The 20805-nt window shown below is 66.2% G+C and carries 19 protein-coding genes and 1 pseudogene; 8 read left to right on the top strand and 12 right to left on the bottom strand.

Translation table 11 applies throughout. The features are described from left to right. Positions 1-10: 10 nt before the first annotated feature. Positions 11-1039 carry a LacI family DNA-binding transcriptional regulator gene (locus tag NBG84_RS03740; protein WP_250917794.1) on the bottom strand — a complete coding sequence of 343 codons (1029 nt, stop codon included), beginning with the start codon at positions 1037-1039 and terminating at the stop codon, positions 11-13. Between the two features lie 1142 nt (positions 1040-2181). Continuing rightward, positions 2182-2508 (bottom strand): hypothetical protein, encoded by a 327-nt coding sequence (locus NBG84_RS03735; RefSeq protein WP_250917793.1) that lies wholly within the window; start codon positions 2506-2508, stop codon positions 2182-2184. A 264-nt stretch (positions 2509-2772) separates the two neighbouring features. Between NBG84_RS03735 and NBG84_RS41460 the strand changes: the two genes are divergently transcribed. Together NBG84_RS41460 and NBG84_RS03725 are read left to right on the top strand one after the other, a co-directional pair. Further along, positions 2773-3156 carry a hypothetical protein gene (locus NBG84_RS41460; protein WP_425608564.1) on the top strand — a complete coding sequence of 128 codons (384 nt, stop codon included), beginning with the start codon at positions 2773-2775 and terminating at the stop codon, positions 3154-3156. A gap of 75 nt (positions 3157-3231) precedes the next feature. After that, positions 3232-3672: a hypothetical protein gene (locus NBG84_RS03725; protein WP_250917792.1), complete on the top strand. Its 441-nt coding sequence runs from the start codon at positions 3232-3234 to the stop codon at positions 3670-3672. An 89-nt stretch (positions 3673-3761) separates the two neighbouring features. On the opposite strand, the gene NBG84_RS03720 is transcribed toward NBG84_RS03725, so the two are convergent. The 4 genes and pseudogenes from NBG84_RS03720 to NBG84_RS03710 form a co-directional block, all read right to left on the bottom strand. Next, on the bottom strand, positions 3762-4124 hold the full coding sequence (locus tag NBG84_RS03720; RefSeq protein ID WP_250917791.1) for a hypothetical protein: 363 nt from the start codon (positions 4122-4124) through the stop codon (positions 3762-3764). Beyond that, positions 4121-4393 (bottom strand): hypothetical protein, encoded by a 273-nt coding sequence (locus NBG84_RS03715; RefSeq protein ID WP_250917790.1) that lies wholly within the window; start codon positions 4391-4393, stop codon positions 4121-4123. The genes NBG84_RS03720 and NBG84_RS03715 overlap by 4 nt, the downstream gene beginning before the upstream one ends. Further along, positions 4311-4757, bottom strand: a pseudogene (locus NBG84_RS41350) (nSTAND1 domain-containing NTPase); the annotation flags it as partial. The gene NBG84_RS03715 and the pseudogene NBG84_RS41350, both read right to left, overlap by 83 nt. Before the next feature lie 15 nt (positions 4758-4772). Continuing rightward, a complete protein-coding gene (locus NBG84_RS03710) occupies positions 4773-5147 on the bottom strand; it encodes a winged helix-turn-helix transcriptional regulator (RefSeq protein ID WP_250917789.1) in 375 nt (124 codons plus the stop codon). Positions 5148-5223: 76 nt separating this feature from the next. On the opposite strand from NBG84_RS03710, the gene NBG84_RS03705 reads away from it, so the two are divergent. The 6 genes from NBG84_RS03705 (at position 5224) to grrM (ending at position 12296) form a co-directional block, all read left to right on the top strand. Next, positions 5224-5634, top strand: coding sequence for a RidA family protein (locus NBG84_RS03705; RefSeq protein WP_250917788.1), 411 nt, complete (start codon positions 5224-5226; stop codon positions 5632-5634). A gap of 264 nt (positions 5635-5898) precedes the next feature. Continuing rightward, positions 5899-6927: a hypothetical protein gene (locus NBG84_RS03700; RefSeq protein WP_250917787.1), complete on the top strand. Its 1029-nt coding sequence runs from the start codon at positions 5899-5901 to the stop codon at positions 6925-6927. 179 nt (positions 6928-7106) lie between these two features. Further along, positions 7107-8519 carry an MBL fold metallo-hydrolase gene (locus NBG84_RS03695; RefSeq protein ID WP_250917786.1) on the top strand — a complete coding sequence of 471 codons (1413 nt, stop codon included), beginning with the start codon at positions 7107-7109 and terminating at the stop codon, positions 8517-8519. Further along, a complete protein-coding gene (locus tag NBG84_RS03690) occupies positions 8516-9769 on the top strand; it encodes a lanthionine synthetase C family protein (RefSeq protein ID WP_250917785.1) in 1254 nt (417 codons plus the stop codon). The genes NBG84_RS03695 and NBG84_RS03690 overlap by 4 nt, the downstream gene beginning before the upstream one ends. Positions 9770-10127: 358 nt before the next feature. Then, complete coding sequence (locus NBG84_RS03685; protein WP_250917784.1) at positions 10128-10916, top strand: hypothetical protein; 789 nt, start codon at positions 10128-10130, stop codon at positions 10914-10916. A 144-nt stretch (positions 10917-11060) separates the two neighbouring features. Further along, a complete protein-coding gene (gene grrM, locus NBG84_RS03680; protein WP_308312000.1) occupies positions 11061-12296 on the top strand; it encodes a cyclophane-forming radical SAM/SPASM peptide maturase GrrM/OscB in 1236 nt (411 codons plus the stop codon). Positions 12297-12425: 129 nt separating this feature from the next. Here the strand turns inward: grrM and NBG84_RS03675 are convergent, their stop codons facing one another. The 6 genes from NBG84_RS03675 to NBG84_RS03650 form a co-directional block, all read right to left on the bottom strand. Continuing rightward, a complete protein-coding gene (locus NBG84_RS03675; protein WP_250917782.1) occupies positions 12426-13445 on the bottom strand; it encodes a thiopeptide-type bacteriocin biosynthesis protein in 1020 nt (339 codons plus the stop codon). Positions 13446-13449: 4 nt separating this feature from the next. Beyond that, positions 13450-16647, bottom strand: coding sequence for a thiopeptide-type bacteriocin biosynthesis protein (locus NBG84_RS03670; RefSeq protein ID WP_250917781.1), 3198 nt, complete (start codon positions 16645-16647; stop codon positions 13450-13452). Between the two features lie 397 nt (positions 16648-17044). Continuing rightward, positions 17045-17326: a hypothetical protein gene (locus NBG84_RS03665; protein ID WP_250917780.1), complete on the bottom strand. Its 282-nt coding sequence runs from the start codon at positions 17324-17326 to the stop codon at positions 17045-17047. Between the two features lie 183 nt (positions 17327-17509). After that, positions 17510-17812 carry a hypothetical protein gene (locus NBG84_RS03660; protein ID WP_250917779.1) on the bottom strand — a complete coding sequence of 101 codons (303 nt, stop codon included), beginning with the start codon at positions 17810-17812 and terminating at the stop codon, positions 17510-17512. An 823-nt stretch (positions 17813-18635) separates the two neighbouring features. After that, positions 18636-19730, bottom strand: a complete 1095-nt coding sequence (locus NBG84_RS03655; protein ID WP_250917778.1) for a winged helix DNA-binding domain-containing protein — start codon at positions 19728-19730, stop codon at positions 18636-18638. A 4-nt stretch (positions 19731-19734) separates the two neighbouring features. Further along, entirely contained in the window at positions 19735-20766 is a 1032-nt protein-coding gene (locus tag NBG84_RS03650; protein ID WP_250917777.1) for an aldo/keto reductase, read from the bottom strand. Positions 20767-20805 lie beyond the last annotated feature (39 nt).

Here is a 20805-nt window from a genome sequence, read left to right as displayed (position 1 = left end):
CTCCTAGCTGTTACGGATGGTGGGCGCAGCTTTCGCGGATGATCACTTCGGTGGGCAGCACCTGCCGGAGCGGCCCGGTGCGGGTGCCCGTGATGAGTTCGTCGAGGGCGCGGGCGGCCATCTCGCCCATGCGGCGCATGGGCTGGCGCACGGTGGTCAGCGGCGGCCAGGAGTGCTCGGCCGCCATGACGTCGTCCCAGCCGGTGACGGCGATGTCGTCCGGCACCCTCAACCCGAGTTCACGCGCGACCCGGAGCGCGGCGAGGGCGACCTCGTCATGGGAGCAGACGAGCACGTCGGGCGGGTCCTGGGCGAGGACGGCGCGGGCCGCCGCGTACACCTCCGCCCTGCCGTATCCGCTTAAAGGGACCGGGCGGGGTGCGGCGGCGCCGGCCTTGGCCAGGGTGTCCACGAGGGCGGCCCAGCGCTCATCGATGTCTCGCCCGCCCGTCGGCCCGCCGAGGAAGGTGAAGGTGCGGTGGCCATGGGCGAGAAGGTGCTCCGCCAACTCCCCGGCGGAACGGGTGTTCTCCGCGGTGATCACGTCGGGCCCGTCCACCAGGACGCGCGGGGACAGCAGGACGGTCGGCTTGCGCTCGGCGATGAGCTCCGCGACGACCTCGCTCTCGGCGGTACTGCCGTAGATCACCATCCCGTCGACCCGGCCCGCGAGGTCCCTGATGTGGTCCTGCGCGGAGTCCAGCCCGTCCGCCGCGACAACGATCACCGACCGCTTGAGCTCGGCGGCGGCCTCCTCGTAACCGAGCAGGACCTCCCCGAAGTAGGGACCGGTGAGGGAGGGGAACACAATGCCGTTGGCGGCATGCCGCCCCTCCGCGAGGGAGACGCCGAGCCGGCTGGGGATGAAGTTCAGCTCACGCGCCGCCTCCAGAATCCGCTCGCGCGTCGCGGGCCGGACCGAGCCGGTCCCCCGCAGGGCCCGCGACACCGTCGCGATCCCGACACCTGCCCGCCGGGCGACCTCGTAGATCGTCGCCGATGTGTGCTCGGACTTGTCGTTGGCATCCTGCTCAGACATCCACTTCTCCCTGCCGACTCGAATTGGAAGCGCTTCCAACTTGTCTGATTCGAGAGTATGGTGAGGAAAAATCGGAGGTGTCAAGAGACGTGCACAGACGAACTCAAGGAGCACACCGAGCACGAAGACCGCCAAGGGAGCGGAGTTCGCGGACGAGAATGAGCGCCGTTCGGGACGATGCCGACCTCGATGATCGGGAGGCCTCGGCGGCCAGTCGCCGCGGTGGGCGCCGTGCCCGATGGCCGACGGCGCATCGTCGTTGTGCACCTTTCGCCGCCTTTTCTCAGCGCATTGCTGCCTTCCGCCATGGAGCCGAAGCGCGGCCGAGGGAAGGACCCGCAGAAGTCCGGGTCCCCCTCAGACGAGGGAGGCAGTGTGGCCGCACATCTGGGACGACATCACTCCGCCCACGCGCGGCACCTGACGTCCATTCGAAATCTGTCAGATCCCCGACGTGGTGACTGGAGAGGGGGATCTTTCCTGCCTGGACAGCCCCGGAGCCCGGCGGCCGGGATCCTGGACACACTGGGCTCACCCGCGGTCAGCGCCTCTATCGGTCTCGCCGGTCTGGTGGTCCCGTGGCCGGCTGGCTCGCCAACCCAGAGCGACCCGCAGCAGCATCCGAGAGCAGAGCAATGAGCAGTACCCAACCTACTGAACCCCGTTCGCGTCCTGTCCGAGGCGGGACCGTCACGTTGCCCACTACGGCCGCTGACATCCGCGCCACTCTTCCCACCGAGCGCTGTACGGAGTTCGACGCCGTACTTGCCGAGTCGGACTTCGCTGGCGCTCCGGAAGACCTGCGCATGGCGAGGCTGGCGTGGTGGGTCCCAGAGTCCGTAGGTGTAGGTCATGGCGACGGGGCGGCGCCCGGACGGTAACCCGGCGAGGCCGCGGTACGGGCCTTCGCTGGCACCCTCAGGCACTGCGCCTGACGCGGGGTGGTGTCCCCGTGCGGGAATCCGGGACTGTGATCGTGCCGACGGGCAGGACCTGGACCGTGCGGACGATTTGTCGTTGACCGTTTCGTTCGCCGCCGCGGCGAACGTTGGTCCAGCCCGGACTGGCTGACGGTGAGATCTCACGGGGAGCTCGATCGAGGCCCGCTCTGATACTGAATTGCGCCGTGGCCTTGCTTGGCATCAACGGCGCCATTCCGACCTGACTACCCGGCAGAAGGACACGGCAGCCCATACGAGCAGGACATTTACCACAGCTCCGTGCGCATACACGCTCATCGTCCCAAAGGGGTCGGCCACGCTCGCCTCACCAGAGGGATCGAAGCTGTTTCCGAGCAGTGCCAAGAGGATGTACACCAGCACAAAGCCGGGGTAGGTCAGGTAGGCCGCCCATAGGCCGACGGAGGAGTCTTCGTAGAGGCCCAGAATGAGTCCGAAGATCATCACCAGTCCGACGTAGCCAGCGGCCACGGTCCAAGCCGTGCGGCGGGTGCAAGCCCAGCTCATCATGTCTGCGTTCTCCAGTGCGGTCGGGCGCGAAGGACGGGCCCGCATCCCGGCGAGGAGACACGGGCCCACCACGTGACTCCATTATTGAACACGTTCAACCATGGAGTGGATCCTGGGGCTAGGACTTGCCCCGCACGACCTTTCTCAGGTTCACGCCCAGTTGGTCCCGGTGCGGCTTGACCAGAACCACTTGCGGCAGACCACCATGGCCTACGACGTGACGAACGACTACCCGCCCACGCTCCCGAGCTGAACCCGGTGGAGTTGTCGTGGTCATCGCTCAAGAAACGCGAACTCGCCAAGGGCCTCTACTTCACGCCCGACCGGCGACCGTATATCGAAGCCTCGGCCCGAGACGGACTGCTGAATCCCCCGCAAGGAGATCCGTCGCTGTTCACCACGGCCTACCTCCACGAACCCTCACAGGTCCGCACCGAGTTTTCGGCGGCTGGACTTACCCCAAGGGGCCAGTACTGCTTGGAAGGTACCGCTTGGCTGATGGGAGATGTCTCCTCATGGCTGGACAATCCTGAGCGACGCGAACTGGTCTTGCGGGCCATGCGGCTAACCGAATCCGTGCCGTCGCTGCTCGGCGTCAGCGGCCATCTCCTCACGGCGGGGAGCAAGCCCACTGACCGTCAGTCATGATGGATCCAAACTGCGAGGTGCCGACGTTGCCGGGCCCAGGTGCGGGATGGCGGCTGGGCAGGCTAGTTTGCTCGGATGAGTCTTCTTGATGATGTGGCCGAGCGCGATGGCTGGCGGTGCTGGGTGTGTGACGAACCGGTCGACCCCGACGAGTCGGTCAACGACCCGCGGGGGCCCAGTGTCGACAGCCGGACCACCGACCGGAAGGCCAAGGTCGCCGAGCGGCTCGCGCACCGTGGGTGCAATACCCGCAAGGGTGCGGTCAAGGTGATCATCGCCTGGCCGGAGCGCCTGTATGTAGTCGAACCCGCGCCGCTGATCGCCGTTGCCGACAGGCTGGAGCGCAAGGGGGGCCGCGAGATGGTAGGCCGTTGTCCCACCAGGAAGGATGCCCAAGAAGCGGCGGATTGGCTGGTGGACCGGTTCTCCCGACTGGTACCAGGGCTGCCGGTGACCGCCGGCATCGAGGCGGGCGGCGGCCAGTTCCTCGTCATCCTGGCCACCGGCCGCCGCTGACCGGGATCACCCACGCACACCGCGGTACCCGCACATGGCACTTCCATCGCCGGCCCCGTGGCCCGGGCGTGTGATGCGGCCGAACCCCGTCAGGCTGCTGTCGCCAGCGGTGAACACTTGGGCCACCAACCCCGCCCAGACGCAGGGAGGGCCCGCTCGCGGTGGTCGTCCCGGGGACCGGGCATCTCGAACTCATCGGCCGACAACCACTGCGGGTCGTGCCCCTCCCACTCGGAGATGGGCGGTTCCGCGGTCAGACCGTAGACGCTCTCGTATTCAGCTGATCGACCGTCTCTTTGGGCCTCTTGCCACTCTGCCGGCGAGGCGGCGGTCAGAGCCTTGCTTCCGGGCTCCTGCAACTCGACTTGCCGGATCACATAGCCATCGGCGTCCAGCTCAAAGTAGAAACAGACGGCTTCCTCGTTCCAGAAGCAGCGAACCCAGCGCGTCACGGGTTCACCGCGTCGAAGGGCTCGTCGTGCCAGCGCCAGCTGGCGGTGCCGTCGTCGTGGATGTGCAGCATGAACTCGACGACCGGGCCGCCGTCGGGAAACGTCAGGGTGAGCGAGGGAAGTGTGCTGCGTTGCTGGGTGGTTGAAGAGTTCTTCGAACTGGTCGATGACCAGCACGAGTCGCTCGTATCCGTCTTCTGAAGCCAGGCGGTTTCGGATCGCGCGGTCGATTCCGATGGTGCTCGCTGCGGGGAGGCTGTGTCGTTCAAGTGTTAGGTCCTGTCCAGGGCGGGGCACCAGTAGGGGCAGCCACCGGTCGCTCCCGGGCAGTGAACCCTGGCTGAGTGCGGGCAGAGCACCGGCTTGGACCAGAGAAGATCTGCCCGCACCCGAAGGGCCGAGCGGGAGCAGGGCCCGGGGCCGTTCCCGCAGCGCGGTGAGGACCCGCTCTACTGCGGGTCCCGGCCGTGGAACCACTGGGCGTCGTGCGCGGTGAACGGTTCGAGACCGCGGTAGGGGCGTATCGCTCGCTCGGTGAGCTGTGGCCACACCGTCCGTAACACGTCGGTGGGGTGGCGTAGGCGATCCTGGTGCCCCGATGGTGGGCGTCGGGGAGGTGATGGAGGTGAGCATGCCGATCACGAGGGGTCAGAGGTCAGCCCCCTCCCCCCGCGCATCGAAGCCTTCGCGGGCGCGTTCGATGGCGGGCATGTTCTGTGCGGCCCAGGTCAGCAGCACGTCGATGGGGTGCCGGAGCGTCTTGCCGAGGGGGGTGATCCGGTACCTGACCGCGACGGGGCGGGTGGAGACGACCTCGCGCTCGATCACGCCGTTGCGTTCGAGTCGCCGGAGCGTGGCGGTCAGCGACTTCTGTGTGACCTGGGGGATGGCCCGGCGCAGTTCGTTGAAGCGGCAGGGGCGTTCGCAGAGCTCGTTGAGGATGCTGAGCGACCACTTGTCGAGGATCTGGTCGAGCAGTTCGCGGTGCGGCGCGTCAATTGTGAGTTCGTCGTCGGTATCCATGGCGAAACCTGGTCTCGTTGAAGTGTCTTCCTGCCACTAGGTAGCTTACAGATACCTAGTTCGGAGGAGAGAAACCATGACCGTTCAGCACTTCACCCCGGAAGGCATGCTGCAGCCGGCTCCGTACCACCACGTTGCCGTGGGCACCGGGTCGAAGCACGTCCACGTCAGCGGCCAGGTCGCCCGCCGGGCCGACGGCACTCCCGTCGCGCCCGGCGATCTGGCCGGGCAGGTCGCCCAGGCCCTGCGCAACACCGCCATCGGGCTGTCAGGCGCGGGAGCGTCGTTCACGGACGTACTGCGTCTGACGTTCTACGTGACCCAGTGGAGCCCGGAGAAGATCGGCGACTTCATGACGGGGGTGGAGGCCGTCGCCGACGAGATCGGCCTCCGGCTTCCCATGCCTCCGGCCTCCCTCATCGGCGTCGAGTACCTCTTCGAGCCGGACGTCCTCGTCGAGGTCGAGGCGACCGCGCTCCTGGACTGAGCCCTTCGGGCATGTGCCACCCGAACTCGCCTCCTCGCAGCCGAGTGAAGGAATGATGGTAGGTCGGATGGATCGGACACCTCCGCGACCCCTGAGCCCTGACGTACTCGGCGTGTTTGTCCCGATATCGACGATGGCGTGATCCAATCAACAACAAGCCGCCACATCGGCAGCCACCGGCTTCCTCGCGGACCGCAGACGACCTCTGCGCTTCTACGCTTCGTCCGTCAAAGGCGACCTCGACTGAACCGAGAAGAGAGCACCATGGCGAAAGCGGCCACCACACTCGAGGAAGAGTCGAAGCGAGCGCTCGCCGACGCTCTTGATCCCATGAGCGACGAGGAACTGCGCGCCGAGTTCGAGCGACAGAAGGACGCGAAGCCCTCCGCGAAGACGCCGGCCAAAAGCGTTACCGACGTATTGGCGCAACTCGAGGCGGTGCAGGACGTTCGCCTCAAGTCCGACGGCGCCGGAGTCGCGACGTGCGGCGAGCTGACGCCCAGCGCGCTGCAGGACCTCTTCGCCAATCGAACGTGTGCCCTGCACGTGCCCGGGTTCGGCGACGTCGGCACGTGCACGGAGCTTGCGCGTTGGCTCGCCGATCGACCCGCCCACACCTGGGGTGGCACCGATACGGCCTACACTGCCGGCATCCCGGTGAACGCCCTCTCCTCGTCAGTCGACGAAGCGATCGCCTACTTCAAGGAAGCGCTGCCGGCCATGCGTGCGATCCGAGGCGCCGCGAAGGGTCTCTCTCCGCTCGACAAGCTCCGACTCGAGCTCGACGAGCTCTGGCCCTCGGGGGCGACGGTGAGTCGGGACAACCCGTACCGCCGAAAGATGCTCGCTGGTCTGGCCCGCGTGATGCGGCCTGAAACACTGCTCGACGGCATCACGCGCGTCGAGGGGACAATCCACACCGACTCAAGCATGTTCCTCGACGCCGAGCGCGGCGTGTTCAGCGCGAACATCTACCTCGACGTCCCGACGAGCGGGGGCGAGCTCAACATCTTCCCGGTCGCGATGCAGCAGCCCGAGCACCTTCAGAGCCTCGTCCGCGTCGTCGCCTACTTCCTCCAGTACTCTTTCGACCCCGTTCACCGCGAACGCATCCAGCGGCAGTTGCACGCCCTTCTTCCTGCCCCCGTCACACTCACTCCGAGCGCAGGTGACCTCATCGTCCTGAACACGGGGCGACCACACGCGGTCCGAGGATTCACGGCAGGCACCCGCGTGACGCTGCAGGCCTTCGCTCTCCACGAGGGGACAAGGCCCCTGCAGTTCTACAGCTGACCAGGAGCTCCCTCCGGTCGCCAATCCGCCTCTGACATGGAATCGAGCGAGCGTATCTGATGTTGCGGCGACTGGGTCGTCATGTCCGAATCAGTGTCGAGTACAGCGATCGGACCACGTTCGGCAGCCCGGTGACGACACAACCGGAGCGGAGCATGCGCCGAATCTACGAACCGATCATGTCCTACGTCGAGGAGCACGGTGAGGCGAACCTGATCGGCGCCGGTCCTGCGATGCTGGCGGACGTGGTGGCGGGGCGGCGATTTCGGGAGATCGCGGAGCCCACGGCTGATGGTTCTTGGACGATCCGAGACGAAGTCTTGTTCCCCGCGGTGTCGGATTGCTTCCCGCATCGTCTTCTGCTGGCCAACAGCGACCGGATGCGGACGCTCAGCCAGCCCGTCCCGATGCCAACCTGGCCAGACGTGCATCGGCTCATCGTGCAGCTGACCACTACCGGCGTCGACGTCGACCGATCGGCGGGCGCGGTGGCACGTCTGTTGGCTGCGATGGACCGTGAGGGCCTGCTCGAGCCGGTGTCTGACCCAGCGGTCGACCTTGACCACGCGGACGTGACGTTCCTCGGGCATAACACGGTGGTGGTTCGCTCGGCCACCGCGGCAGTCATCGTCGATCCATGGGTCCGTCCCGCCTGCGGCCATTACCCGGAGAACTACCAGCCGTTGCAGCTGCGCGACCTCGGTCGCATCGACGCCGTGGTACTGACCCACTCCCATCCCGATCATTTCGATACCGGCACGCTGCTACAACTGCCTTGCGACACCAGGATCGTCGTGCCGAAACTGGAGCGCGAAACGTTCTTGTCCGTTCGGATGTACGAACGCCTCCACGAGCTGGGCTTTGACGACATCACCGAGCTCGAATGGTGGGACAGCGTCCAGGTGAAGGACATCGAGGTGACGGCCCTTCCCTTTCACGGGGAGCAGCCCACCGACGGCAGCCAGCTGCATCCCGACATCCGAAACGCAGGAAACACCTACTTCGTCCGTACGCCGCGGTGCTCGGCGGCGTTTCTCGCCGACTCGGGCCGTGACGCCGGAGGGGATGTCCGTCAGGTAGCGGCTCGCGCCCGTCGTGACCTCGGCAGCCCTGACTATTTGTTTGTCGGGTACCGCGGATGGCTGATGTATCCGGTTCAGCTACTGACCTCGTCCGTTGGCCGCTACCTGCCGTTTGTGCCGCAAGAGTCGTGGGGTGTGCGGCAACGCCTCATGACGACTGCTGACGAGGCCGTCGACATCGCTGAGATCTGGAAAGCCCCGCATCTGGTCCCTTATGCGGATGGCGGCGCGCCGTGGTACTGGCAGATGGGTCTTGGTCCTCGTCTCGACGAGGCGGCGTCGGAGAACCCCGCCTTCGACCCCTTCCCCGAGCGCGTCATCGCGGCCGCCGCGACTAGGACGAAGACGGGCTACGGGGTCCATCGATCGACGGTCAACGTACTGCTGATGCGACCGGGAGACTCGATCGTGTCCGGGGGGCCGCAACCGCGGATCGAGAGGATGCAGGACTTCGCCTGGCCCTACGGCGAGGCAACCGCGGAGGTCGCGGACGCGGCGTACCTCGGGTGATCCGGCCCGTCGAGCCGGGACGCTGGACCGCGCTGCTATCAGGACCGGCGGCGGCGAAGGCCGTCACCGTCGCGGTCGAGGTCGCCGAAGCGGTGGAGGCGCTTCCCCCCGCCGACGTCGGCCCCTCGCTGTGCGACGGTGCGGCAGGTTTCGCTGTTCTCAACGCCTACCTTGCGTTGGCGCTCGACGATGCCGCGGCCGCTGAGCGCGCCCGAACGTGGCTCCGGCGTGCGATGGCGGGGCTCCGGGTCCGGCCGAGGGCCGGGCTGTTCGCGGGCGTCGCAGGCGTGGGATGGGCCGCCTCGCACGTAACGCACCTGCTGGGGCTCGAGGCGAAGTCTCTCGACCCGACAACGCACATCAATCGCGCGCTCCTGACGCGGCTCGCGCGCTCGCCCTGGTGCGCGCCCTTCGATCTCGTATCCGGCCTCGCTGGGTACGGTGTGTACGCGCTCCAATGCTTGCCGACACCGGGGGCACGCGAATGCCTCGAAGAGGTGGTGAGGCAGCTGGGCGAGCTTGCGATCCACACACCCGAGGGCGTGACGTGGCACACCGGACCCGAGCTGCTGCGGGATCACCAACGCAGGCAGAGCCCCGACGGCCATCACAACCTGGGGGTGGCCCACGGGGTGCCCGGCGTGCTGGCGGTCCTGGCGCTGTCGGCCGCGGCCGGGGTGGCTAGACCTCAGGCTGCTGTGATGGTGTCTGGAGCCGTCGATTGGTTGCTCGCGCAGCGTCTGGACGACACCTCCCCGTCGCGGCTCCCGTACTGGCTGAACACCGACGGATCCACCGTACCGGCACGCACCGCGTGGTGCTACGGCGATGCGGGCGCGGCGATGGCGGTACTGGTCGCGGCACGGGCTCTGGGCGTGACGGCCTGGGAGGCCGAGGCGACCGTGCTGGCGCGAGCCGCCGCTGTCCGCGCGCCTGAGGACACGGGCGTCACCGACGCGTGGCTGTGCCACGGCAGCGCAGGCCTGGCCCACGTGTTCAACCGGATGTGGCAAGCGACTGGTGACGGGCAGATTGGCGAAGGGGCTCGGTTCTGGTTCATGCGCACTTTCGACTTTCACGAGCCCGGTGGCGGCGACTTCGCCGGGTATCCCAAGCCAGATCCGTGGGACGGCGACGGCTCATCACTGCTGACCGGCGCGACCGGAGTGGCATTGGCCTTGCTTGCCGCGGCCACCGCGATGCCACCATCGTGGGACCGGACGCTACTGGCCTCGCCGATCTTCGAGTAGGGCACGAGCCTCCGCCGGCCACTTACTCGCACGTGACACGGCTCTATCCTTCCACCGGACGGAGCCTCTACGGAACCCAGCGCGGTTCAGCCCCCGCGCCCGCAGGGTCAGGTTCAACATGAGGTTTCGCCTCTGGGGTTGAGCGGCCCGGACACCTCGGACCAGACGGGGGTAGCCAGGTTCGGCCGGCACGAGCTTTCGGGTGGCTCGGTCGAGCAGCTCGGCGAGTGTGGGATCGCATTGGTCCCGGATCGTCTGGGGTGACGAGGTCCCACTGGGTCGCGGTCTAGGCCAGCGAGCGTGAGAGAAGGGCGTGGCGTGAGCCTACTGTAACCACCAGAAGTGATAGAAAAACCGCATGAAACACCCGGTGCTGGCTAAGGTCCCGGCCGTCACCGCCCGCATCGCGGACAGCGTGCGGCGGGTTGCTGACAATGACGAGCGTTATGAGGCGGGCGCGGTCGTGCCGGACGGGGCGTGGATCAAGATCGACTTCTCCGAACTCCCGTTGTCGGCTTGCGGAACACTCCACTCGGAGGCGATCGAGTTCGTGCGTGCTCCAGCCGGGCTGAACGAAGCCCGCGCCTACATCAAAGACACCTTCCCGACCGGCGGTCCGGACCAGATCAGGCAATGGTGGAGTTCTGACGACACGCTCCAGTCCGTGCGACAGCTGGCTCGGCAAAATCTCAGCCCGCTCGGTGACGGCGCGTTCCTCGCCATCCGCCTCGACGCCCCAGGGCAGCTCACCACCACTGAACGCCGTCCCAGTGGCAAACGATTAGGGCTCCACGTCGACAACTGGGACCAAATGCCAATGCGCACCCGAGCTGCTAGTCGTCGGCGCCTCACCGTCAACCTCGGACCCGGGAGTAGGGCGCTTCTGTTCGCCAGCCCGAGTGCGTGTCACATCTGTCGCAGTCTAGGTAGGCCGGACGAGCATCTCCCGCATACCGACGACGTGCGAGCGTTCGTGGCGAACGGTGAACGTCTGCGCTGTTACTCGGTGGTGCTCGAACCGGGGCAGGCCTACGTCGCGCCGACAGAGCTGCTCGTGCACGACGGCTCGACGCTGGACGCGAGGCTTCCGTCGATCGTCGCCTACTGGCTCGGTAGCTGGCCTGTAGGTGTGCTGGAGCCGGCCTGACCGCCGGATCGACGCGCCCGCTGCCGGTTGTGCAGATCGTGGCGGCCGGAAATCATCAGACGTCCTTGTACACGCTATCGAATCAGATAGCCCTCGATCAAAGTGCTGCAGCGTTTGTCTGGCTCCGCTCAGCATCGTGAGGGGATGTGGCTAGTTATGTGGTCCGGAATTCAAGGCCGCCGACCCGCCGTTGTTCTACCGACGTCGACCGTCATCGTCCAGCCCAGCCCATTCTGCAACATTGACTGCGATTACTGCTACCTGCCGGCGCGGCTGGATCGCACGCGGATGTCAATGGAGTCGGTGCGGTCGATCGTACAGTTCCTTTTCGGTGTCACCGAGTTTGCGCCGGTTGTCGACGTCGCGTGGCACGCCGGTGAGCCGCTCGTGGTTCCGCGCTCGTTCTACAGGGCCGCGTTTGCTGAGTTCGCCCGGCTGAGTGACCGAGGTGTGCGGTGCGTTCACCAGTTTCAGACCAATGGCACGTTGATCACCGAGGCGTGGTGCGAGTTCATGCGGGAGCACACCATGCTCATCGGTCTCAGCATTGACGGGCCGGCCGAGTTGCACGACCGGCACCGGAAGGACCGGCACGGACGCGGTACGTTCAACCGCGCCATGGCGGGTGCCAAACTGCTGGCCAAGAGTGGGATCGAGTTCTCGGTGACATCCGTGCTGAGTGTTGATTCGCTCATGCGGCCCGACTTGGTCTGCGAGTGGATCGAAGAGTGCGGGATCACCAGCATCGGCTTCAACGTGGAGGAAGTAGAGGGCGCGCATCTGACCTCCACGCTGGCCGGTGATGACGCGACGGCGTTGTATCGCCAGTTCTTCTCCACTCTCTACGAGTTTACGAAGACTCACCCAGAGGTGAGGATCCGGGAGATCGTCGATTCGCGGAATCTGCTTCTACGGCCGACCTCTTGCAGATTTGTGAACGAGGAGAACGCACTCGGGTCGATCCTGAACTTCGACGTGAACGGTCGAGTTTCGACGTTCTCACCCGAGCTGCTCACGATTGCGCCCACATCGCGGTATCGGAGCTTCACCTGGGCGCACGTGGCTGAGGACGATTTTTCTACGTTCGTCGAGCGCGTAACCGGTTCTGCCCTTTATGAGGACCTCGCCGTCGGGGTGGCGGCGTGCGCACGCGAGTGTGAGTATTTCGGGCTGTGTGGCGGTGGCGCGCCGGGCAACAAGTTCAGCGAGTTGGGAACGGTGACCGGCACCGAGACGATGACCTGCCGACTAAGAGTGAAGACCTTGATGGACGTGATGGCGGAGGCGCTCGAGAGGGAGGGCGAGCAATCGCACCGGCACATTCGTGGGCGAGCGCCTTCACGCCAGCAGCGAGTCGCCGAGCCCCACGGCCGGGGGTGAATCGTCGCATCAGATCCACGGGCCGTCGGTGCCCCGCTTCTTCGCCCTCGACGGGCGTGACTCTACCGCGCGGGAGTGGGCGGCCCGGGGAGGGCTCGGCGCTGCGGGCACGCCGCTACTACCCGCTGGTCAGTCAACGGCTTCAGGGGTGAGCTTCGGCGACAGGGCGGCCGCAACCGTGGCCGCCAGCCGCTTCTGCGTTTCGAAGTCGAATGCCATCCGGTTCCAGTGGAACACCATCCAGAACGGGACGATCTCGCGCAAGCCCCATAGCAGTCGACCGGCGTCCACTGCGGCCTGAATCTCCGGACAGAGCTCGTCGAGAGCCGCGTCGTACTGGGCAAACAGCGTGCGCTCCGGCTCGCTGGCGTCGCCGAGGATCCGGGCCTGGTGGGAGAGCAGCAAGCGGATGGCTCGCGAGCGCGACAGATCGACCGCGCCGGCGGCGTCGTCAACCAGGCGCCCGGTGAGCGCCAGCTTGCACCAGACGTCCCAGCGCTCCCAATCGTCACACAGGCGCCGGAGGAGACGGTCGATCAACAGCAGTGAGAAGAGCTCCGATCCTATCCGCGCGGTGCCGTCGAGGCGCAGGCGGTGGTGCTCGAGTACCGCGAGACTCTCGGCGGTGAACCATCGGTGAGTCAACGACAGTCCGGTGGCGCCGCCGAACTGCATGACCTCCGCGTCGTACGGACCGGCAGACCACGATGTGATCGTTGCCTCGGCCACATAGACGTCCATTGCCTCCTCCAGTACGTCGGCACACCGACCGTCGACGCCGCAGAACCTGACCCTGAGCCCCGGCGGCTTGTGCATGTAGAAGAATCCCCGGCCGGGCCCGCCCCGAAGCCACGCAAGGATCCGAGTGCCGATGTCGCTGCGCACGATCCGCTGCCAACCGTCCGGACCCACTGAGATCGAGTACTGAAGCCATCGCTGCTGGCGGTCCAGACAGTGGATCGCGGCGGTTCCCCCTGAAATGAAGGCGTCACGGGCAGCCACTAGCACGTCGACGGGCATATCAGCCTGCGCTGCGACCCGCTCCAGGTTCGGCGCGGTGAGGCTTTCCATCACGGCCGCGGCAAGCTTGCGAGTCGGAACCGACGGCGTCGCGACGCTCTCGTGCGTCGACTCCGGGTAAGGGGTCATCCACTCATCCCTGCGCGGCTTTCGGGTCAGGACGCGCCGAGGCTGATCGAAGGTGTACCGACGCCTCATACAAACGCCTGAGCAGCTCATAGATCGCCCACTCGTGGGCGCGGTCGCGCGAGCGCATCACGCGGTTGACCCAGTCGCGCGCGAGCGAGGCAGGCAACTCCTGCCGGGCGCGCACATTCTGGGTCGGATCCCCTGCGTCGGCGGGCTGTGCGAGGATCGACGCCGTCCCCGCCGTGCGGCGGTCCAGGATGGCCATACATGGCGCGAGCGGATCGCTTTCCTGCGGTGCCGCGAGCAATCGACCAAGCGTGTGCCTCTCCGCGCGGAAGCGTTCGCCCAGCCGCCGGGACGCACCGTCAGCGAGCCGCTGCCCCCGTGCGAGCGCACGGCTCATCGCCCTGGCATGGGCCAGCCGCTGGTCAAGATCGAGTCCGACATCGCGCAACCACCGGTCGACGCCGACCAGACAGATTCGCCAGCGGTCATCCTGGCGTCTATTGTCCGCGCCGAGCACCGACAACAGGTCGACCGCGGCGTTCGAGTCGGCCTGGGCCAGTCGGCCCGCAGCGGTCGGGTCGACGACCGATTCGCCGACGCCCGCCTGCTGGACATGGGTCCTGAAGCTTGCGTCGCGGGCCATGCCGACGTCGAGGGCCTGGGCCGCCAGACCCCGCAGGGCGGGCACCAGCACATCGGGATTGCCATGGGCATGCACCGCGATACCGGGTGAACGCCCGTTGAACCGGGCGAAGTACCAACAGTCGGTGGTGCCGTCCGCAGCCAAGGCACCGAGCAGTGGCGCAACCATCTCCAGGAGGAGGCGATCAGCCAGCGCCATCCCCGAGTTGAGCTCGAGCGCAACCCATTCGCCGCAGGGGGCGAAGATCCGCGGAGGCGGAGATGTCGCCCCCGAGTCCACGGCGCGTGCACGTGCCGACTCGGACGCGGTAGCGGCCTTGGCAATGAACGGGACGATCAGCTGATGGGTATAGGCACCGTCTGCGCCTCGTGCCACCAACTCATCCGGGCTGGGGAACATCTCCTTGACGATCGTCCAGCCACGGCTTCGCAACAGCTGCGCGAACGAATCCACGCTGAGGACATTGTCGAAGTCCACCACGAGTTCCTTGTCGTCCTCGACGGCCACGACCCACCGTGGCAGGCCGCGCATAGCGCGCAGCGTCTGTACGGCACGCCACGGCTCGCGCTCGCCCGGATCCAGCTCTGATGAGGCCAGCAACCAACGAGCCCGCGATAGCACCACACGGCCCCACCTCACCCGAGGAAGAAAGGCGGTGCTGAAGAGGGGGCCCCAATCCCAGTACAGCAGGCTGGCGCTGTCCTGCTCCTGGAGCGCGCACAGAAAACGGTAGATCGGCAGGGTGCGGGATGATGTCCAGTTGTGAGCCGAGGTAAGGCGGGGGACTACTCGGCGACCCAGACTCTTCGCTCTCAACTCGACCCGATCGTCACGGACCGACACAAGGAGGTCTGCGACCGATAGCCGCCGGTCCGGCGCCGCGCCCGATCGGCCGAGCCATTCGATCTCCCACTCGCGTAGCAACGGCCTGGCGAGGAAGTTGATGTCGGAGCTCCCGCTCAGGTGGACGATCTCGGCGAACACAGCATCGGGATCGAGGGCAGCCTCAACCTGCAGGTGGCGCTGAACGAGACCGGCGAGGTCGCGATCGGCATGGCAGAAGCGGCCGAGCGCCCCGAGCCCGGAGGGGCCCGCACACGAGCTGAAGAGGATCCGTGGTCCGCCCGTCGTGTTCGCCAGGCTGGCGACCACAGCGAAGCTTGCCGGAGCCGAACGCGGCGACTCGGCCGCAAGCGCCTCGATGTCAGCCGGCTTGAGCTCCACCTCGTGGCTTCCCGACTCGGCGGCGCGCAGAACCATCTCGAGCAGCGCCGCGTCGCGCCTCGTGGAGGGCGGGGGCGCCACTGGCCGATCGTTGCGCAGCAGTCCGTCGAGTAGTGACGCCCGTTCTGGCCTCGGAACGCCGAAACCAACGCCGATCCGATCATCCAGCGCCTCGGCGAGTGGCACCTCCCGTCGGCCGTAGCGCTCAGCGAACGCCAGCTTGAAGTTGACGAGCTCATCGGGAGCTGAGGGGGGTGCAATCCGCGCTAGCAGCCGCACGCCGTGTTCAATTTCTGCCGCTGTTGCGCGAGCCAGGTTCAAGCCGCCGCGCGGGAGCGACAGACTTGTGTGGAACGGTTGCGTCGGAGCAGCCACAGCGCGAATCTGGGCGAGCTGGTCCCTTATCCCATGGTGACTCTTCAGATCTTGAAGCCCGCCGATGTCGTCGAGCTGGTCCAGCGCGTCACGCACGGCGCGCAGGACCCCGGCCGTCGGGAGCCCGGCACCGACGTTCTCCAGATCGTCGATCAGCGCGTCCATCGGCATTGCCCCGGTGACCTGGAGTTGGAGGTCGGCGACCAGGATCTGCTCCTTGACAAGTGCCCGCACGAAGTCGAGCTGTCGTGGCGTCATCGGCCTGGGGGCTGCCACAGCGGAGGCAATCTCCGGTACACATGCACCCGGGCCCGCAGCATCCAGCGCACGCTCCAACTCGAGCGTGGGCCTGACCTCGATCGTCTGGTGCTGGCGATCGTCTCCGGCGGGACGTCTCCTATGCAGCCTAAGCCTGCCGGACACGCGGGTAATCGTCTCGTTCGGTCGCAGCGTGAGCTGGTCTCGCAGCACGGGCGAGTCGCACAGTGCCATCAGCAGAGCGTCCAGATATGCGCCGTCGAGCATCGTTTTCTGGCGCCAACGGTCGCGTGGCGGGATCGACAGCGACGTCGTCGTCGGCTCGATCGTCCCCGCGCCGCAGGCGGCGAAGAGGCCAAACGGCGTCGGCCGCGACGCCATCCGGAACAGATACCGCACCAGCGCGATCTGTGCGCGTGCAGGGAACGTGCCAGGAGCGTCACTGAGTGGCGGCGCACCGCCGTCAGTGGTGGCGCGCACCAGATCGGGTGACGCTTCGAATAGGGCACGGGCGATATCAGTACGCCGACACAAGGCCTGCAATCGTGACCCCAGCAACGCTCGATCGCGCGCCAGCGCTTCATCGAGTTCGGCGGCGGCCGCCCCCGGCGCTTCCACACCGGCCGACCAATCGGTCAGCGTGGAGAACGGCAGCGCCGGAACGCGGGCGACGAAGAACTCAGCGGGCTCGACCACGTGGACCCAACGAGAGCTCATTCGCCGTCAGATCAGCGTGCAAGCACCGTCGCGATCGAGGTTCGCGTCCGCCTCGCGCAGCCGTTCCAAATCTCAGCGTCATCAGCATTGAACACCACCGAAATATCAGCGGCCGAATAGGTGTTTGCGCGCCGCTACCAAGCTGCCTTGATGATCTATAATCGGGTCGGCGAGTCGGCATTGCCAATACAAGCACAATCCAAGATCGGGTTCAGTCGTAGATGAAGAAACACATCGGCATCGTGCCGTACCAATATTCGCAATCAGTAGGCCGATCTGGTTACGATCGGCCTACTGATAGTTCCGGCACTTCGCCGGCCTCGGATGGAAAGTGGACGACGATCCTGCGGCCACTCACTCCAATTACCGGTGTCTTCTATTTCTTCTCCTCTCCTCGGTCGTCCGTCATGTCGGCCTCACGGCGCTCGGCCTCCACCGCCTCATCGGCGAATTTGAATTCAGTGGTGATGCCCGCGACCGGTCGTGAGTACAGCCTGTCGATATCCGTCTCTTTGAATCGGACGACCGTGTCCCTAAAAGTGCCACACATTGTAGTGTAGCGTGCCACATCATTAGCGCACTCAAGATCATCCTCAGTGATCTCGAGCCCCTTAAGCAACTCGTCATTCGCCTCCATCGGCGCCTTTTCGTCTGCCACGATTCCCCTAGGTGTGTTGTGGTTTCCCGCGCGTCCTTCGATCTGGCGCCTGCGAAAGACCCTGCAAGCACCGTGACCGCACCGTCCAGGAATACGACGGCGGATGATGTGACCATCAGACGGAAGGCGGTTGTGCCCGCCTACGCCAACTCTGTCCTCCGACCCTCGCTGCGTCAAAGACCGCTAGGGCGTGTCCTGCAAAAACGCGGTTTCGATGTCTTGCGGCCATTCGCCCTCGGCCAGGATCGTGTACTTGGCGTCTTCGATGACCTCACGCTCGGCTGCTGCCTTCGGAACGGGCGGTACCTTGCGCAGCCACTGACCGCTGCTGGCCGACTTCAGCCCGGTTACACGTTCCGCCAACTCCTGCCACTTGGCGATATCTTCAGCGTCGAAGCCCAAGAATGCGTCGAAAGCGTTCTGGTCCCAGTCGTCGACGGGATTATCGGCAAGCCGTGAAGGCGCTGCCCGTCCAGCTTGTCGCATGATTTCTCGACTTCCTTCGCCCAGGTCGCGAAGTGATCGAAGTCCTTGTCGGACGGTCGCGATGTGATGTTGGGTAGATCCAAGTTCTCGCACCGCAGCGGCGCCGACTTCCCGATACCCCTGGGGTCGAATCCGATGAGGTCATAGGCGGCGTTGAGCGGAGTGTCCTTGAACTGCTCTTTGGGTGCCGACTTGCCGTTCCGGTTCGTCAGCCCTGACACTCCGGGACCGCCCGGGTTGTAGAACAGGACGCCTCGCCGAGCCTTGCTGTCCGCTGCCTTTTGACGGCTGATAGCCACAGATATGCGTTCGTGGTGCGGATGGGAGTAGTCCAAGGGGACCCCAACGGACGCGCACTCGACTTCCCGGTCGAACGAGCAAGGACTCCAGCGGATTTTCTGCTCGTAGAACGAACGAAGGTTCCGAGATTGTTCTGGCGCCTCGGCTCCCGCCGGAAGAACGGAACCGGCTGTCGCGCCCAAAATACTGATGCCAACGGTGCTGGTTCGCCCGAAACGGGAGTTTCGTGAATTCACCATGCCTCATAACTCCTCGATGTGATCTCCAGTCTTCATTTCCGCTGGGATGCTACATCGGGTCACGTCGACAAATGTGACGAACCGTTGACCGTCCTATGTTGACTCAATGACACGGAATTTTACCGAAAGCGACCCCTCGTATCGAGCCGGTCTGAGAGGTGTTCCGTAAGTGGCGAACTGCGGATTCGTGACTGTCCCGGGGGTGTTCGCAGAACTCTCTCAACTGGTCAATGATGAGAATCACGCGGCGTCCGACTGTGACACCCCTGCGGGCAGGGTGCGGTTCAGGTGGATTCGGCGATATGGATCGAGTCGATGCCCTGGTCCATGAAGGTGGCCAGGTTCTGGCCCTCAGCCTCCAGTTCTCGCTCTTCGGCCCGAGTGAGGGTGCGCAGGGGGCTGATCGTGAGGCGGCGGTCGCCGGTGGTCCAGGTGGCGGCGACGCGGCCGTCGATGAGGACGGCGCGTTGTCCGGCGACGGAGAGGCCGAGGTGCGGGTCGTCGATGATGCGGCTGCGGTCGTGGTAGCCGAGGATCGCGTTGTCGAAGGCGGGCAGGAAGCGGATGGGTGCGGGGGTGTCGGCGTGTGGGCGGGGTGCTTCGGGCAGGTCGAGGAGTAGACGGCCGTACTCGTCGAGGTAGGTGATGAGGTCGCCGCGGAGGGCTTTGACCGCGGCGGGCAGTCCGGCCAGGCCGCTCCAGGCGCGGATGTCCGCGGTGGTGGCGGGACCGTAGGCGGCCAGATAGCGCAGGACGATTCGCTGTCCGATCGGATCGTCCGGGTCCGCGGGCAGAGGGGGGATGGGCTGACGCAGCCATGTGGACAGGGGAAGGTTGCGGACGCCTGCGGTCCTCTTCCACAGCCCTCTGGGGGGTAGTTGGGCCATGGGGATGAGTGCGGCGACAAGGAGTTCGCCCAGCACCCGGCTGGGCGGCGTGGGCCAGCGGCCGCGGAGTGCGCCGACGAGTTCGCCCATGGCGCGTGGCTGGTCGTCGGCCATCACGGCCCGGGCCGCTGCGCTCAGTTCGTCCAGGTCGATGCCGGCGAGTTCGCTGCGGTAGGTGGACAGGACGCGTTGACGCAGCATGGCGTCGTGGCGGGCGCGCCAGGCGAGTGCGTCGGTGGCGGTGACGAGGTGGACGGTGCGGCGCATGAGGTGGGTGCGTACGACCTGGCGGCCGATGACCAGGTTGTCCAGGTCGGCGGGGGTGAATGCCCTGACGCGCGACCACAGGCCGGTGAACGGTTCCTGCGGGGCCTGGGCCTGCAGTCCGGCCAGGTGGGACATGGCATCGAGGGCGGTGCGGTCCTCGCGCTCAAGGAGGTACTGGCGGGCGAGGGTGGCCCGGTTGAGGTCGCGCTGGGTCAGGACACCCATGGTCTCAGGCTGCCGCACGCTCGCATCCGGGGCGACGCCGCTTGCCGGTGTCGGTAAGGGAGGGGGGTTGGTAGGACACGTCGAGTGGGCCGATGCCGGTGCCCGGCGGGACGATTTCGTCGATGCGGTCCAGGACGGCGTCGTCGAGCAGGGTTGAGGCGCCTGCCAGCAGGTCATCGAGCTGGTCGAGGGTGCGGGGGCCGACGATGGCCGAGGTGACGTCTGGGTGGGCGGTGGCGAAGGCCATGGCCAGGTGGGTGAGCGGCAGGCCGGTCCGTTCGGCGAGGGGGATCAGCTGCTCGATGGCGTCGAGCTTGCGGGGATCGGTCAGATGCCTGGGGACCCAGTGCATGCGGGCGTTGCTGCTCGGGGCGTCGTTCTTGCGGTAGCGGCCGGTGAGCAGGCCCATGGCCAGTGGGCTCCACACGAGCACGCCCATGCCGAGACGGTGGGCGACGGGGAGGATCTCGCGCTCGATCGCCCGGTTGAGGATGGAGTAGGTGGGCTGCTCGGTGCGGAGTCGGTGCAGGCCCCGGCGTTCACTGCCCCAGTGAGCCTGCACGATTTCGCTCGCGGGGAGGTTGGAGGAGCCGATCGCGCGGACTTTGCCGGATCGGACCAGATCGGTGAGGGCGGACAGCGTCTCTTCGATGTCGGTGTGTGGGTCGGGGTGGTGGATCTGGTAGAGGTCGATGTAGTCGGTGTTCAGGCGGCGCAGTGAGCCTTCGACCGCTTTCATGATCCAGCGGCGTGAGCTGCCGCTGTGAAGGGGGTTCTCGCCCACGGGGCCATTGAACTTGGTCGCCAGGACCACGTCCTCGCGGCGGCCCTTGAGGGCGCGGCCGATGATTTGCTCGGTTTCGCTGTATCCGTAGACGTCGGCTGTATCAATGAAGTTGATGCCGCCGTCCAGGGCCCGGTGCACGATGCGGGTGCATGCGTCGTGATCCGGGTTGCCGTTCGGGCCGAACATCATGGTGCCCAGGCAGTAGGTGCTGACTTCGATACCGGTCCGGCCGAGCTGACGCATGCGCATAACAGGGTCCGCTTCCATGTGGGCCGACTGCCGTCGGCG

The sequence above is a fragment of the Streptomyces albipurpureus genome (assembly GCF_023701525.1).
Taxonomy (GTDB): Bacteria; Actinomycetota; Actinomycetes; order Streptomycetales; family Streptomycetaceae; genus Streptomyces; species Streptomyces albipurpureus.
The sequence above is the reverse complement of the archived record's forward strand: the minus strand, read 5'-3'. Positions and strand labels throughout refer to the sequence as shown.

What these genes read in the sequence shown, in the direction of transcription:
- NBG84_RS03740 (WP_250917794.1), bottom strand. Translation starts at nt 1,039, where the DNA reads ATGTCTGAGCAGGATGCCAACGACAAGTCCGAGCACACATCGGCGACG.
- NBG84_RS03735 (WP_250917793.1), bottom strand. Translation starts at nt 2,508, where the DNA reads ATGATGAGCTGGGCTTGCACCCGCCGCACGGCTTGGACCGTGGCCGCT.
- NBG84_RS03725 (WP_250917792.1), top strand. Translation starts at nt 3,232, where the DNA reads ATGAGTCTTCTTGATGATGTGGCCGAGCGCGATGGCTGGCGGTGCTGG.
- NBG84_RS03710 (WP_250917789.1), bottom strand. Translation starts at nt 5,147, where the DNA reads ATGGATACCGACGACGAACTCACAATTGACGCGCCGCACCGCGAACTG.
- NBG84_RS03705 (WP_250917788.1), top strand. Translation starts at nt 5,224, where the DNA reads ATGACCGTTCAGCACTTCACCCCGGAAGGCATGCTGCAGCCGGCTCCG.
- NBG84_RS03700 (WP_250917787.1), top strand. Translation starts at nt 5,899, where the DNA reads ATGGCGAAAGCGGCCACCACACTCGAGGAAGAGTCGAAGCGAGCGCTC.
- NBG84_RS03695 (WP_250917786.1), top strand. Translation starts at nt 7,107, where the DNA reads ATGTCCTACGTCGAGGAGCACGGTGAGGCGAACCTGATCGGCGCCGGT.
- NBG84_RS03685 (WP_250917784.1), top strand. Translation starts at nt 10,128, where the DNA reads ATGAAACACCCGGTGCTGGCTAAGGTCCCGGCCGTCACCGCCCGCATC.
- grrM (WP_308312000.1), top strand. Translation starts at nt 11,061, where the DNA reads ATGTGGCTAGTTATGTGGTCCGGAATTCAAGGCCGCCGACCCGCCGTT.
- NBG84_RS03675 (WP_250917782.1), bottom strand. Translation starts at nt 13,445, where the DNA reads ATGACCCCTTACCCGGAGTCGACGCACGAGAGCGTCGCGACGCCGTCG.
- NBG84_RS03660 (WP_250917779.1), bottom strand. Translation starts at nt 17,812, where the DNA reads ATGCGACAAGCTGGACGGGCAGCGCCTTCACGGCTTGCCGATAATCCC.
- NBG84_RS03655 (WP_250917778.1), bottom strand. Translation starts at nt 19,730, where the DNA reads ATGGGTGTCCTGACCCAGCGCGACCTCAACCGGGCCACCCTCGCCCGC.
- NBG84_RS03650 (WP_250917777.1), bottom strand. Translation starts at nt 20,766, where the DNA reads ATGCGCATGCGTCAGCTCGGCCGGACCGGTATCGAAGTCAGCACCTAC.